The sequence below is a fragment of the Bifidobacterium callitrichos genome (genome assembly GCF_008698085.1).
GTDB classification, from domain to species: Bacteria; Actinomycetota; Actinomycetes; order Actinomycetales; family Bifidobacteriaceae; genus Bifidobacterium; species Bifidobacterium callitrichos.
Genome location: NZ_RZJP01000004.1, coordinates 27,886 through 41,979, shown reverse-complemented (window position 1 = coordinate 41,979; position 14,094 = coordinate 27,886). Strand labels below are relative to the sequence as shown.

Below are 14,094 nucleotides of genomic sequence, written 5' to 3'. Positions count from 1 at the left end.
TTTCAGAACAGGAAGTAGCGCTGGGTGAGCGGCAGCTCGTACGCCGGATCGGAGTGGACGAGCTCGCCGTCGACCGTCACCTGGAACGTCTCCGGGTTGACCTGGATGTCGGCGAGTGTGTCGTTGAACTTCAGGTCCTTCTTGCCGATCGTGCGGCATCCGCGCACCGGCAGCACCTGACGCGCCAACCCAAGACGCCCCTTGATGTCGTCGTCGACCGCGGCCTGCGAGACGAACGTCGCGCAGGAGCTCGACAGCGCACGGCCCAGCGCGCCGAACATGTCGCGGTAGTAGACCGGCTCCGGGGTCGGGATCGAGGCGTTCGCGTCGCCCATACGCGAATAGGCGATCGTGCCGCCCTTGATGACCATCTCCGGCTTCGCGCCGAACATCGACGGCTGCCAGAGCACGAGATCGGCCATCTTGCCGACCTCGATCGACCCCACGTAGTCGGCGATGCCGTGCGTGATGGCCGGGTTGATCGTGAACTTCGACACGTAGCGCTTGACGCGGAAGTTGTCGTTGCGATTGTTGTCGTGCTCGTCCTCCGGCAGGGGGCCGCGCTGCTTCTTCATCTTGTCGGCGGTCTGGATCGTGCGGGTGATGACCTCGCCGACGCGGCCCATGGCCTGCGAGTCGGAGCTCATCATCGAGATGATGCCGAGATCGTGCAGCACGTCCTCCGCGCCGATCGTCTCGGGGCGGATGCGCGAGTCGGCGAACGAGATGTCCTCCGGCACATTGCGATCGAGATGGTGGCAGACCATCATCATGTCGAGATGCTCGTCGATCGTGTTGCGCGTGTACGGCATCGTCGGGTTCGTGGAGCTCGGCAGCACGTTCGGGAAGCCGGCCGCGCGGATGATGTCCGGGGCGTGGCCGCCGCCGGCGCCTTCGGTGTGGTAGGTGTGGATCGCACGTCCCTTGAACGCGGCGATCGTGTCCTCGACGCAGCCGCCCTCGTTGAGCGTATCGGTATGGATCGCGACCTGCACGTCCATGTCGTCGGCGACGCCGAGGCAGGTGTCGATGACGGCCGGCGTGGAACCCCAGTCCTCATGGATCTTGAGACCCGCGGCGCCGGCGCGGATCTGCTCGCGCAGCGGCTCGGGGCTGGAGTCGTTGCCCTTGCCGAGGTAGGCGATGTTGACCGGCAGCGCCTCGGCCGCCTCGATCATGCGGGCCAGATGGAACGCGCCCGGATTGCAGGTGGTCGCGTTGGTGCCGTCGGCCGGGCCGGTGCCGCCGCCGACCATCGTGGTGATGCCGCCCGCGAGCGCGGTGCGGATCTGCTGCGGAGAGATGAAGTGGATGTGCGTGTCGAGGCCGCCCGCGGTGACGATCAGGCCCTCGCCGGCGATCGCCTCGGTGCCGGAGCCGACTTCGAGGCCGGGGGTGATGCCGCTCATGGTCTGTGGGTTGCCGGCCTTGCCGATCGCGCTGATCTTGCCGTTCTTCAAGCCGATGTCGGCCTTGTAGATGCCGGTCCAGTCGACGATCAGCGCGTTGGTGATGACGGTGTCGGGCGATTCGGCGTCGAGCTGGACGCTGGACTGGCCCATGCCGTCGCGGAACGATTTGCCGCCGCCGAACTTCAGTTCGTCGCCGTAGTGCGTGTAGTCCTTCTCGACTTCGATGATGAGGCTGGTGTCGCCGAGGCGGACGCGGTCTCCGGTGGTCGGGCCGAACATGCCCGCGTAGTCCTTGCGTGTGATGGTCTTGCTCATGATGTGTGTCCCCGTGTTCCTGCCGATGTTCCTGCCGATCGAATCAAGTCTCAGATGCCGAGGAAGCCCAGTTCGTGGGCCTTCCTGAACGCGGCCTCGCGCACCTGCGGGTCGTCGAGCCGGCCTTCGACGAGAGCGCTGAAGCCATGGATCTCGCGGGTGCCGCCGATATCGATCAGGCGCACGCGGTGCGCCTCGCCCGGCTCGAATCGCACGGCGGTGCCGGCGGCGATGTCGAGTCGCTTGCCGTAGGCGGCCTTGCGGTCGAACTTCAGGTACTTGTTGACTTCGAAGAAGTGGAAGTGGGAGCCGATCTGGATCGGGCGGTCGGCGGTGTTGACGACGTCGAGTTCGATGGCGTCCTTGCCGTCGTTCAGGGTCAGGTCGTCGTCCGCGAGCAGGTATTCGCCGGGGACGAGCTTCTCGGTCGATTCGATCGGGTTGTGGATCGACACGAGCTTGGTGCCGTCGGGGAACGTGGCCTCCACCTCGACGACCTCGAGCATTTCGGCGACGCCGTCCATCACGTCCTCGGGCTTCAGCAGCGTGCGCCCGTAGGACATGAGTTCGGCGACGGTCGCGCCCTCGCGCGCGCGTTCGACGCATTCGGAGGAGATCAGCGCGATCGCCTCGACGTAGTTGAGCTTCACCCCCCGCGACTTGCGGTCCTTGGCGAGCTGTCCCGCCAAATACAGCATGAGCTTGTCGGTCTCCCGTGGTGTCAGTCTCATCAAGGCCCCCATCGTCCGTATGGTCGTTTATGTGCGTCTCACGAATCGGGCACATTCTACGACCGCTACAAGAACGATATGTTTCCGCGTCTCGTTCCCACGGAACGCGCAAGCGGGCGCGTCACGCCGTAGGCAGCAGGGCGTGCAGTACGGTCATCACCACCAGGCCGATGATCGCGGTGACGGTCAGCGAGAAGCCGGCGAGCTTCGCGTTGCCGGTCAGCGAATCGGTGAACTTGGTCGAGAAGATCGTGACCGGGGAGAACGCGCCCAGCACGATGATCTCGCGGATGCGCGCGTCGAACGGCAGCAGGAACCATGCGGCGAGCGCGATGATCACGCCGAACACCGCACGCCACGCGATCACCTTCGCGAGCTCCACCTTGTCCTTGCGATTGTCGGGCACCTCCATCATGAGGCCGATCATCGCCATCGCGCAGAACGCGTTCGCGTTGGCGAACGGCGTGATCAGGGTGACGATCGGCTGCGGGATCGTGATATGCAGGAACATGAACACAAGCATGAGCATGTAGATGTCGAACGAGATCGACCCGAGGAAGTCGCGGGCGATGTTGCGCAGACGAAGCCGCCACGGCAGGGCCTTGAAACCGTCGTCCATCTTGAGCAGCGTGCGCGTGATCGTCAGCGACCCGGCGGTGGCGACGGTCGCGTTGCCGATATCGAGCATGATGATCGGCAGGCCGGCGGACGCGCCCATGAACGTCTGCACGACCGGCAGGCAGAACGCGCCAAGGTTGAGACCGGACGCGTTGAGCATCTGGAAGGCGCGGTAGTTGCGTTCGTCGCCGCGCGATCCGAAATAGACGACGAACAGCGGGATCAGGCAGGCGAAGAAGCCGAACAGCACGATCCACAGCATGCGCATGTCGTGCTTGTTCGTCGCGAACGACAGGATGATCGCGCAGGGCAGGGTCAGGTTGAACACGAGTCCCTGCGCGACCTTGTAGTCGCGCTCGCCGAACACATGCAGATGCTTGAGCGCGTAGACGCCGACGATGACCAGCAGCAGGGAGCAGGCTTGGAAGAGCATGCTCCCGTTCTACCTCACCGTGTGCAGCCGAAGCGGTAGAGCGCCCACCCCTTGGTATAGTCGGCGCGATCCGAGTAGTCGCGTACCTTGACGAGCGTGCCGTCGGACTCGTATTTGGCGATGAGGTCCTCGCGATGGAACGGGTCGTACTGCTGTCGGAACGTGAACATCTGGAGGCTCGGCGCCTGACCGCCCATCACGAGGAAGTATTCGGGCTTGTCCTGTTCGATCGGGCAGACCGTGTCGAGCAGGGTCGTCTTGTCGCCGGAGTCGAACGCACGCTCGACCGCACCGAAGATCGCGCCGTTCTTCTCGGCCATCGGATTGTAGATCGGGTAGAGCATGTTCACGTCGAACGCGGTCTTGCCGTACATCGACCCGTTGAGCGGGTCGGAGATGACCGCCGCGCCGGGCTCGACCGTGCGCGCCATGTCGGCGAGGATCGCGTACTTGGTGTCCGTGAGCTGCTCGTCGGGCTGGGCGTCGGTCAGCGTCATGTTCGCGTAGATGTCGCGGGCGAGTCTGGCACGATTCGCGTTGCCCCAGCCGGCGAGCGTCCCGTCGGGACCGCTCGTCACGCCGCCGAACTGCGCGCCGACGGCGAGCGCGGCGAGGACGGCGACCATGATCGCCGATGACACACGGGCGATGCTCGATATGCCCCGGTCGGCATTGCGGTGGTGCACCGCACCGGCTTCGGCCTCGTCTCGCGCCGCGTTCCGAGTCCCGACCGATCCAGCGGCGTGCATCGACAAGTCGCGTAGCGCGCTTGCGGCGAAGACGAGCAGCGTGACGATGGCGAGTGGGATCATCGTGAGGGGCCTGGTTTCGGCGCGATACCACGCGGCCGCCACGATGTTCGGGAACCACCCGGTGAGCGCGGTCGAGCACACGTAGAGCAGTCCGAACAGCACCACGACCAACAGCACCGAAATCGCATCCTTGCGCATTGTTTTGGCAACGATCGCAACAATCGTCGCCCCCACGGCCGCGACGACCACCACCGCCATCGCCACTCCCGCGGGCCCGTCGATGTTGTCGGTGACGAACACGCGCAACGCGTCGGGAACCGTGCGATTCGGCACGAACGTGTGGAACCAGTCGCCCGGATTGAAGTAGCGGCTCGACTTGTAGTGCGTGACCATGTACGCGAGGAACGCGCCCGCGCCGAGCACACAGGCGGCGAGCGCGGCGAGGATGAATCGCCACGGCAGTCGCATGAGCAGGAACGGGCCGATGAACAGCAGCCAGGTGAACGTCATGCGCGGGTGCGCGAACACGGTGATGCCGCCGGTCAACACGGTGATCGCGCTCCAGCGGATGATCGCGGAACGCGCGACGATCGCGTCGAACAGTCGCAGCGTCGCGTACAGCCAGAACGGCAGCAACGAGAAGGCGAGACCGTAGGCGACGAGCGGGCCGGAGGCGAGCATCTGGAACGGATGGCTGGCCGACGCGACCGACAGCAACGGCACGATCAGCGCCATCGCACAGGGGAAAAGGCGGGACTGCGCCAGCGGGGAATCCGCACTCGCCTCGGACGGATCAGACGGCGTACCCCGTGACCCGGCACCGGCGCGGGCGTCGCGCAGGCCGCGGCAGGTCCAGTACGAGGCGAGCAGCTGCATGCCGGCCGGCCAGACGAGTCCCGCGCCGGCGATCCACACGACGTTGAACGCGGTGTAGATGGTCATCTCAACGCCGACAAGCCGCGCGATCGCGATCAGTCCGGCGGCGAGCAGGTGGAACAGCGGCGGATAGTACGCGTCGTTGGGCCACAGGTGCGCGGCCGCGCCGATCCCCTCGTCGAGGATGCGCCGGATGAAGTAGTAGTGGGCGGGCGCGTCGATCTGATGCAGCGGATACTGCCACGCCGCGTCCCCCTTGGGGAACCACGCGACGACCACGGCGAACGCGAGCAGCACGCCGATCGTCATGCACGCGGGCAGGGCGATGGGCGGGGCGAGACGGCACACGCGCCGTGGCATGGCAGACTCACCGGATGCAGACGCGCCGGACGTGGCTGTACCGAGCGTGGCCGTGTCGGGAACGGTGTTCATCGACTTGATCGACATGTGACGGGCGGCTCCGATTCAACCGGATCAGTCGTCGAGATCGAGCGTGTCCGGCAGCGGGGCCGGCATCGGACGCCACGAGCGGTCGTGCAGGAGTTTGCGTGAATCCCACCAGCCCTTGGCGATCTGCACGATGCCGGTCTTAAGGTGCTCGCGATCGACCATGACGAGGCGGATGAGCTCCTTGGCGGCGGTCGCGGCGGTGCCGAGCGCGAAGAGGAACGGGCGATAATCGCCGTAGACCATGAAGTAGCGGGCCATGTACCCGCGATTGCGCATGATGTGGTAGCGGTTCATGTCGGACGTGGAGTTGAGCTGGCGCACGCCGGCGATGTCCCAGTTGCCGATCTCGCGCGTGCGGCGCAGCACCACGTCGGGCACGACGATCGGCGCGGTGACCTTGCTCGCGCGATAGCCGTAGATCGTGTCGTCCCAGTAGATGAAGAAGCGCGGGTCGGGCAGGCCGATCGCCTTGACGACGCGACGGTTGAACAGGCCGCCCTCGAAGCACAGCGTGTTCATCGTGCGGTATCCGGCGCGGCCGAATGCAGCCGGGGCGATCGGGTTCGGGATGCCCAGGCCGATGCGGAAGTCGTACTGCCAGTAGAACGGGCCGCCGTCATAGTCGAAGCGGGATCCCTGGATGACCTCGTGGCGCAGAGTCCACGGGGCGAGCTTGGCGATCGCGTCAGGCAGGACGGCGACGTCGTCGTCCATCACCCAGAACCATTCGGCGCCCAACTGGTACGCCTTTTTCACGCCCGCGGAGAAGCCGCCCGCGCCGCCGAGGTTCGCGGTCTGCGGCGCGTAGACGACGCGCGACTGGTTGCCGGACCGGTCGGCGACGGTCCTACCCCACTGCGCGTTCGCCTTGGCCTCGAGATCGGCGACCATGGACTTCGTCTCGTCGGACTGCTCGTTGTCCACGACGATGATGCGCCACGGGGCCTGCTCAAGCGCGAGAATCGACTCGAACAGAGTGGCGAGCAGATTCTGGCGCTTGTACGTGGTGATGACCATCGCAAGGTGGTCGATGGACTTGGGGGCGGACTTGCTGGTCTTGCTGGGCTTGTGGGCCTCAGCAACCTTTGCGGCCTCGGTAGCCTTTGCGGCCTTCACGGTCTTTGCGGCTTTCGATTCGGAAACCTTCACATCAGTCATGTGCTTTATTCTCTCACTACGCCCCGCCACGGCCCTCACGACCAATCAGCACGAGCCTCACGGCCAATCAGCAATGAATCCGTAATCCCCAAAACCGTTGCAGCGCAACACAACACGCCGTATGGTGGCAGATTTTGCAGAAGCTGGTATCGTATGACGAGTTGCGTTCGAAGCCTGCTTGTTCAGGGGTGGAGAGACAACACGGAGGATTCGCCTAGTGGTCTATGGCGCACGCTTGGAAAGCGTGTTGGTGTAACAGCCTCACGAGTTCGAATCTCGTATCCTCCGCCATCGCCCTTTTCCCACCCAAAGGAAAAGGGCTTTTTCATTGCCGAAGCAGCGGAATCCCAGCGTTTTCAAACCATTCCGCCGATCTGCCTCCGTGGGACTCAACGCAACCGAAGCCGATTCCGGCCCTGAGTCCCACGAATCCGAGGGACTCAATGCGATTCCCCGCGATTCTCACGCTGAGTCCCACGACAACACCTACCCACACCAACACCGGGCCGAAGACGCCCAGCCGACACCGCCACAAAACGGCGGAATTCCAATGATTCCTATTCCATGACCGACAGCCGGATACAGGTCCGGCGTCCAAGTCGCGGGACTCAACGGCGAAATCACCCACAACCGCACTGAATCCCACGAATCCAAGGGACTCAACGCGATCACCCTGCTTTCTCGCGCTGAATCCCCCGAGACAAGCAGACAAAGCCGGAGAAGAAGCCTCGGACATCATTGCCCCGCATGAAATCGATACGTAGAACATACCGATAGCGCTCGAGCCAGAATTCAGCGACCAACCACGTCTTACCGGTCTGCCGCACGCCTAATCGTCGTCGCCGAGCAGCCACAGCGCGACGGCATGACTCAGCGTCCGCGCGCCGAGTTTCTCTCGGATGTTGCGCGTATGCGACCGAATCGTCGCAGTGGATGCGATACCCAGTTGCCCGGCAATCTCCTCAGTGGAGTATCCCTCTGACGTCAGCTGGAGAATGCGTTGCTCCACGATGCTCAACCTGCCGCCCCCCGTCTGCCGAGGCTGCTCTTCACTCAACCGCGCATGCGCGTCAGACGCTGAGGCATCGGGAAAGCGGACGCGTAGCGAGCCGGGCTCATCGATAGGACGCTGCAGCGCGCTCACGGTCACTTCCGGCTGTTTGTCGTCGAACTGGTCCGCCAGCGTCCCGTTTTCCATGTATAGATAGCGATCGCACAGCGATGCCAGCTCATTGAGCTATGGAGTGCACATTCACGCAGGGATTGACGCGGATTGCACATATGTGCAGACAACCCGGGCATGAAAGTCATCAGTCGTTCCAGTCGATATCGGCGCCGCATTTTGCGGGGATGCCCAAAGCCTCGTACCGACCTTGCGGGCACCGTCCCGAACCCACACCCGAACCTAGGAACCTTACCCACACCCACTTCCTAGGTTCCTAGGTAACTTCCTAGGTTCATGTTCGGGTTCAAGGCATTCGACACGGCCGCGGCTCCTACTCAGAAATGTCTACTCGGAAGCCACCAGCCGGTATCGGCGCTTGGGGCTGTACTTGGATCCGATGCCCTCGACAAGATTCTCATCCATCAGACCGGACAGGTAGTCGCGGATGGTCTTCGGGGACACGCCCGCCGCGTTGGCCAACTCGGATGTGCTGGCGCTGTTCCGCTCGGCCAGATACGAGAGAATCGCCTGGCGCATGTTATCCCGCGAGTGGGAAGTCCCTTCTTGCTCGGTCATCCTGCGACGCCCAAAGATAATGCGGAATTCACTCAGCGTGCTCACCGGCACCGGAGGGTCCATAAGCGCATCGGCAAGAGAGCCTTCGATGATCGCGTACCCAGTGCCGCGATTCTCCACCACGCGACCGACCTGACCATCGATATCCGTGTACGGTACATCCTCCAGAATGCGCGAGAGGAACTGGTTCCGGGACTGGGTGCTGCCCTTTTTGCCGAGTTCGTCCACGGTCAACGGGCCGAACAAACCACCGGGATTGATGATCTCCAAACGATCCGGGTACAGCTCCACACGCACCGGTGCTCCCTGCGCGTCCAGCGAGTAGTCACGGTGCATCAGGGCGTTCGCCACCGCCTCCCTGACTGCGGCGAGTGGATACTCCGGCACATCCTCGCGCAAAGCGCCCTTGACCACGGCACCGTGCCTGATGTTGCGGGACACCGCGCGCAACGCGGCGAGCAGCATGACCGGAATCGACCCGTCGATGTTCTGCGAATCGACGAACCTTCGACCGCCCGCCGCGATATCGCCCTTCACCGACGTGGGAAACGCCGAGAACACGATGTTCAGCCGGGGGAAGAACTTCTGCGGGAAAGTCCCCAACGCCATCAACCCAGCGACCGTGGGACGCAGCACATCCTGCGCATCGTAGGCCAGCACACGACGATTGACCATCAATTGCTCATCGCTCATGGACGCAGTGCCGCCAAACGATCCCCCTCGCTGGATGTTCAGCCATCCGTTCAACAGGGTCTGGTCCAAGTCATCCACTGTGGCTTCGTCGACGATGGCGACATCGTTGCGGGCCATCCGGTACTGGTTCTCCATGAACCGATCGATCTCGTACATCGTCATCTTGTAGTCGCCATCGCCGGTGCGCAGATACGAGCCCTTGGGCCTGCCATCCTTGCGGATGTAGCAAGGCTTCTGGCGCACGTCCAGTTCGGGGATATTGGCGACGACCACCGGCTTGTCGCCGTAATGCAGCACGAGGATGTCGGCCATGATGGACGGGCTTATGCGGTCACGCGCCGCCTGCGCAAGCTGGCTCTGGAGCATCTTTACGTCCACATTCACCGAATCGAACGTCTTCTCGGAGATGCCGAGAATGACCACGCCGCCCGACGTGTTGGCGAACGCCACCATGGAATCCACCACGGAGGACGGAAAACCGCCCTTGGCATCCTTGATCTCATAATCGGCCAGATCGGTGTTGGCTTCACGCATGGTATTGACCGCCACGGCCAAGTCATCGTCGGTAACGATCTTGGAGAACATGGAACCTCCCTGCGTGTCGGAGAAGAACCTAGGAAGCAACCTAGGAACCCAAACCCTGCAACTTCCTAGGTTCAACAGTAGACTTCCTAGGTTTCAAGGTCAAGTTCCTAGGTATGCGACTTAATGTGCAGGTACATTGGAGTCTTGAACCTCGAAAACGAGCCAGAGAAAGCGTGCCTACGCAGTTCTCACTAAGCACACTTCGATAATCGACTGACGACGATTCGCTGCATCTACACTGAATTCAGCGTATCAATGACTGAATTCAGTGTATTCAGTGTAGAATTCAGCGAAAAGCAATGCTGCGACGACACAGCCGACATGACGAAGTGCATGCGTCCCAACCACCGGACGATGCCGTTACAGCCCGTCACGACACACCGCGGACGTGGTAACGGAGGCGGTACGGCGGAGGCGCGAAGCCCGTAAATGCCAAACGGCAGTGCAATAGTGCTGAGCCCTGCTGAAGGTTGGTGTCTCGTATCCTCCGCCATCGCCTTTTCCCCGCTCAAAGGAAGGAGGGGGGTCATTGCTGAAGCGGCGGCGTTCCAACGTTTTCAAGCCATTCCGTGATTTGCGCACTCTCCTATGTCCATCTCGCCCGCCTGCGAGGGACTCAGCACGACAAAAGCCGATTCCTGCCCTGAGCCCTGCGAATCCAGGGAACTCAACGCAACCACCCCAGCTTCTCGCGCTGAGTCCCCCGAAACAAGCGAACACTGGTCCTACAATGAAACCCATGACGCTTCGCATTGCTCCGATTGAACCGCAGTGGTTTGAGCAGAAAGCACAAGTCCAGTCACATACATGGCGTGAGCTGAATCAAGGCCGCATCCCTCAGGAAATCGTGGACGCGATCACCCCCGATTTCGCACTGAGACTGACGCGTAACGCTGCGAACAACAGCAATCAAGCGACATTGGTGGCACTGGACAATGATCAGGCAATCGGATTTGCGGAACTGCTGCGCACTCCACGACCGCCGATCAACCGGCCCGACGCGGCAGAACTGGCCTCGCTCTATGTACTGACCGTCCATCACCGCAAAGGCGTCGGACGGATGCTGATCGAAGCCGGCAAACGCGCGATCGGCAACGATCGACTTGTCCTATGGGTGATGGCATTCAACACGAACGCGCAAGGATTCTACCGACACATCGGATTCCACGAAACCGGTCGCACGCAAACCGAGGACATGGGACCGGAACTGGAAATGATCAACTACACGGACGACGAACCCAATCAGCAGTAATACCCTGATACCATGTCTCATACACAGGTCCGCAGCAATGTGAGACTTCCAAGAGCCGGGGGTAATCCCCCGGCATTTTTCATTGCCCCAAAACGCTATGTCAATCTCGTCCGACGCAGCGACGGATGCATGACACCAGTTACAGGAGATACCCACCGGTAAGCCAATAGGCTGTCGCATCGGCGGTCAGCAGGATGGCAATACCAATCAGCACACCGTGCAGCACGCGGTTGAACATCGTCAGGTTCCGCTCCTTCCACTCGTCCAGTCTGGCGGCGAGCGCGTCGAGGCGATTGCATTGGATGGCGGCGTACACGACCATCGCCAGACATTGACTGACCACGAACCATAGGGTCAGCAGCAGCGCGGCCGTGACGACGCTGCGCGATTCCCCGCCGATAAGCATCACCGCGTAGAACGTGGGATCGGTAAACGAAGTGACCGCGAACACGAAACCCATGGCGACATGCCCCAACACGCCTCTGCGGACAGCCTCCCGCGGTTGTTTCTTCTCGCGCTTGGGGCCGGCGAAGACCCTCTTCGTCACCCATATCAGGATGACGATGGATACGGCGAATTCCGCGATCGCCCAGAACCGGCTGTCGTCATCAGGCAGGATGCTTTGCAGAGCGTCGGCCGCCGCAGCTCCCATCGACGCCGCAAGCACCGTGCCGACAAGGATCGTGGAGACCGCGAAGGACAGGAAGAACAACGTGATGCGAGACTTCCCCTCTCCGCGCAGTCTCATCGACATCATGTACACGGCGGTAATGGGATCGATGCCGAGCACTCCCAGCCCGATCGTGTTCAACATCCGGTGGATCAACGCGCTTCCTCCAACTTCTCAATCTTGCGGCGGAAGGAATCAAGATAGTGATTCACCAGTCGCAGTATCGCTTGTCGGTCCTCGATCGGCATCTCGTCGAACACCTCGTTCTCGGCGCGTTCGACCGGCAGCACTCGCTCGCGCATCACGCGCTCGCCCTGTGCGGTCAGATGCATGCGCATCTCCCGGCCCCCACCTTGGCGCAGTTCGATCAGCCCGTCCTGCACCATCCTTCTGACGGACGAGTTCACCGTCTGCTTGTTCAGGCACGCGTACCGGCACACGGCGGTCTGGGTGCATCCCTCCCCCAGAACCAGCATCGCCTGCAGGATGCCGTATGCGCTGTCGGACAACCCGCGAGCGACGGCTATCTCGTGATAGAGCCCGTCGATCTGCCGGTTCAGTCGATCGAACTCACGCAAGGTCTCATTCTGCCTGAATTCCACGATCACACCTTCCGTTCATATTTCGAGTATGAAATCATACTCACAGAATAGTATGATTTCATACTCGCGTCAACATCCCACCACAATCAGCACCAACAGCGCAGGAGCCCCATTCCGGCGCGGCCATGACGACACCCTGTCCAACCGTCATTGCAAATCACGACGTCTTCTGGTAATCGTCGGTATACACAGGTCCGCAGCAATGTGAGACTTCCAAGAGCCGGGGGAGTCCCCCGGCATTTTTTATTTTTCAGGGGGCGTCATGGCGGACGTCTCGATCTTCGCCGACGAGAGCGGCGAACAGGGATTCCAGTCCAATTACTACGCGCTGACGCTGGTGTTCCACGATCAATCCGATCCCGTCATCCCCGTGTTCACCGCATACGAGCAGCTGCTCCGCAATGCCGGCCTGCCGGATATCCCCATGCACGCTTCCCCGTTGCTGAACGGGCATGACGACTATCAGCGGCTCGGCATCAGCCAGCGCAAACGGCTGCTCGCCTACTTCATGTCCACGCTGCGCAAACTTCCCGCACAGTATGTGACATTGATCTACCGGAAAGCGGATTACGCGACCTTGGACCAGCTGGGAACACGCATCAAACGCGATATCGTCAACATCGTATTCGACCATCTCACGCTTTTCCAGAGCTTCGACGCCATCAAGGTGTACTACGACGGCGGACAGAGCCTCATCACACAGGCCATTCACGGCGCGGTGGAGTACGCGCTCTCGAAGCAGGCCATCGTCTATCGCAAGGGCTCTCCGACGGATTATCGGCTCGCACAGATAGCGGATCTCATCTGCACCATCGAACTGACAGCCCTCAAGTACGAGAATCACGAACAGACCGCGACCGACGAACGTTTCTTCGGACCACTGGGAAATTTCAGAAAGAATTTCCTCAAAAAGGTCCGAAAGCATCAGCTGACAGCTCAGTAGATCTCATCTAAACCCAAGCCGGCATTCACACCGCTTTAAGTATCTTTCACCGACGAGAGAGAACAGCGCGCACTTGGCGGACGGCAGTCGGCACGCGCTTGGCAAACGCCTTGTTAGGTACGCCGAGCGCATGCCGACAATGCTGTCATTCTCCTACCAGCGCACGGAGATACGCTTCATGACATGCGCATCGTCAGGCGCAGCGGACAGCTCATCAACGATGGCCACGGCGTAGTCGGCGTAACTGATGGCGCTTTCGCCGTCCGCGTTCGTGGTGAATTCCTCACCGGCCAGTACGTACTCGCCCGTGCGCGGACCGTCGGCGCGGAAGTCAGCGGCCGGCGAAACGTACGTCCACTTGACGTCGGATCGTTCACGCAATTCAGCGAGCGACTTGCCCATCGCGGCGGCAAGAGGCTTGAACGCCTCCGGGAATCCCTCGGATTGGCTCAGCTGCACCGTGTGCGCGGAGTCAAGGTACAGGCTGCCGGCACCACCCACCACAATCAGACGGGTGTCGGTGCCGGAGAGCACGTCAGACAGGTGCCGCAACGACGTGGAATGCTGCGGCAGACTTTCTGGGGTCCACGCGCCGAACGCGTCGACAACGGCATCAAATCCAGCCAAATCGGCGGAAGTCAGGTCGAAAAGGTCCTTGATGAGCGCATGCGGGGCGACGGTCCCGTTCTCACCGCGCACGATTGCGGTCACGTCGAATCCGCGATCGACGGCCTCCTTGACGATGGCACGGCCAGCTTTGCCGTTCGCTGCCACAACTGCGATGTTCTTGGTCATCATGATCTCCTTTGTGGTCGTCTGTTCGTTGTTTGCATGTGCCGATTGCGGCACCGCATCATTATCAC

The 14,094-nt window shown here is 61.8% G+C and carries 12 protein-coding genes and 1 tRNA gene; 3 read left to right on the top strand and 10 right to left on the bottom strand.

The annotated features are described in order from the left end of the window. Positions 1-2: 2 nt before the first annotated feature. From ureC to EMB92_RS09000, 5 genes are all read right to left on the bottom strand, one after another. Complete coding sequence (gene ureC, locus EMB92_RS09020) at positions 3-1,727, bottom strand: urease subunit alpha (RefSeq protein ID WP_150394617.1); 1,725 nt, start codon at positions 1,725-1,727, stop codon at positions 3-5. A gap of 50 nt (positions 1,728-1,777) precedes the next feature. After that, positions 1,778-2,458 (bottom strand): urease subunit gamma, encoded by a 681-nt coding sequence (gene ureA, locus EMB92_RS09015; protein WP_140445613.1) that lies wholly within the window; start codon positions 2,456-2,458, stop codon positions 1,778-1,780. Positions 2,459-2,579: 121 nt separating this feature from the next. Next, a complete protein-coding gene (locus tag EMB92_RS09010; protein WP_150394616.1) occupies positions 2,580-3,509 on the bottom strand; it encodes an AEC family transporter in 930 nt (309 codons plus the stop codon). Between the two features lie 14 nt (positions 3,510-3,523). Beyond that, positions 3,524-5,584 (bottom strand): DUF6541 family protein, encoded by a 2,061-nt coding sequence (locus tag EMB92_RS09005; protein ID WP_223847664.1) that lies wholly within the window; start codon positions 5,582-5,584, stop codon positions 3,524-3,526. A gap of 27 nt (positions 5,585-5,611) precedes the next feature. After that, positions 5,612-6,604, bottom strand: coding sequence for a glycosyltransferase family 2 protein (locus tag EMB92_RS09000; protein WP_223847699.1), 993 nt, complete (start codon positions 6,602-6,604; stop codon positions 5,612-5,614). A 344-nt stretch (positions 6,605-6,948) separates the two neighbouring features. On the opposite strand from EMB92_RS09000, the gene EMB92_RS08995 reads away from it, so the two are divergent. Then, a tRNA-Ser gene (locus tag EMB92_RS08995) sits at positions 6,949-7,036 on the top strand. Between the two features lie 538 nt (positions 7,037-7,574). Here the strand turns inward: EMB92_RS08995 and EMB92_RS08990 are convergent. Further along, entirely contained in the window at positions 7,575-7,943 is a 369-nt protein-coding gene (locus EMB92_RS08990; RefSeq protein ID WP_150394614.1) for a helix-turn-helix transcriptional regulator, read from the bottom strand. 312 nt (positions 7,944-8,255) lie between these two features. Beyond that, entirely contained in the window at positions 8,256-9,764 is a 1,509-nt protein-coding gene (locus EMB92_RS08985) for an ATP-binding protein (RefSeq protein ID WP_150394613.1), read from the bottom strand. Between the two features lie 730 nt (positions 9,765-10,494). On the opposite strand from EMB92_RS08985, the gene EMB92_RS08980 reads away from it, so the two are divergent. Then, entirely contained in the window at positions 10,495-11,016 is a 522-nt protein-coding gene (locus EMB92_RS08980) for a GNAT family N-acetyltransferase (protein ID WP_190973637.1), read from the top strand. A gap of 139 nt (positions 11,017-11,155) precedes the next feature. Here EMB92_RS08980 and EMB92_RS08975 read toward each other — a convergent pair whose 3' ends face one another. Further along, entirely contained in the window at positions 11,156-11,806 is a 651-nt protein-coding gene (locus EMB92_RS08975; RefSeq protein WP_223847663.1) for a hypothetical protein, read from the bottom strand. A 32-nt stretch (positions 11,807-11,838) separates the two neighbouring features. Further along, on the bottom strand, positions 11,839-12,288 hold the full coding sequence (locus tag EMB92_RS08970) for a MarR family winged helix-turn-helix transcriptional regulator (RefSeq protein WP_150394610.1): 450 nt from the start codon (positions 12,286-12,288) through the stop codon (positions 11,839-11,841). A 262-nt stretch (positions 12,289-12,550) separates the two neighbouring features. Between EMB92_RS08970 and EMB92_RS08965 the strand changes: the two genes are divergently transcribed. Next, complete coding sequence (locus EMB92_RS08965; protein WP_150394609.1) at positions 12,551-13,231, top strand: DUF3800 domain-containing protein; 681 nt, start codon at positions 12,551-12,553, stop codon at positions 13,229-13,231. A gap of 153 nt (positions 13,232-13,384) precedes the next feature. On the opposite strand, the gene EMB92_RS08960 is transcribed toward EMB92_RS08965, so the two are convergent. Then, positions 13,385-14,026 (bottom strand): SDR family oxidoreductase, encoded by a 642-nt coding sequence (locus tag EMB92_RS08960; protein WP_150394822.1) that lies wholly within the window; start codon positions 14,024-14,026, stop codon positions 13,385-13,387. Positions 14,027-14,094: the final 68 nt, after the last annotated feature.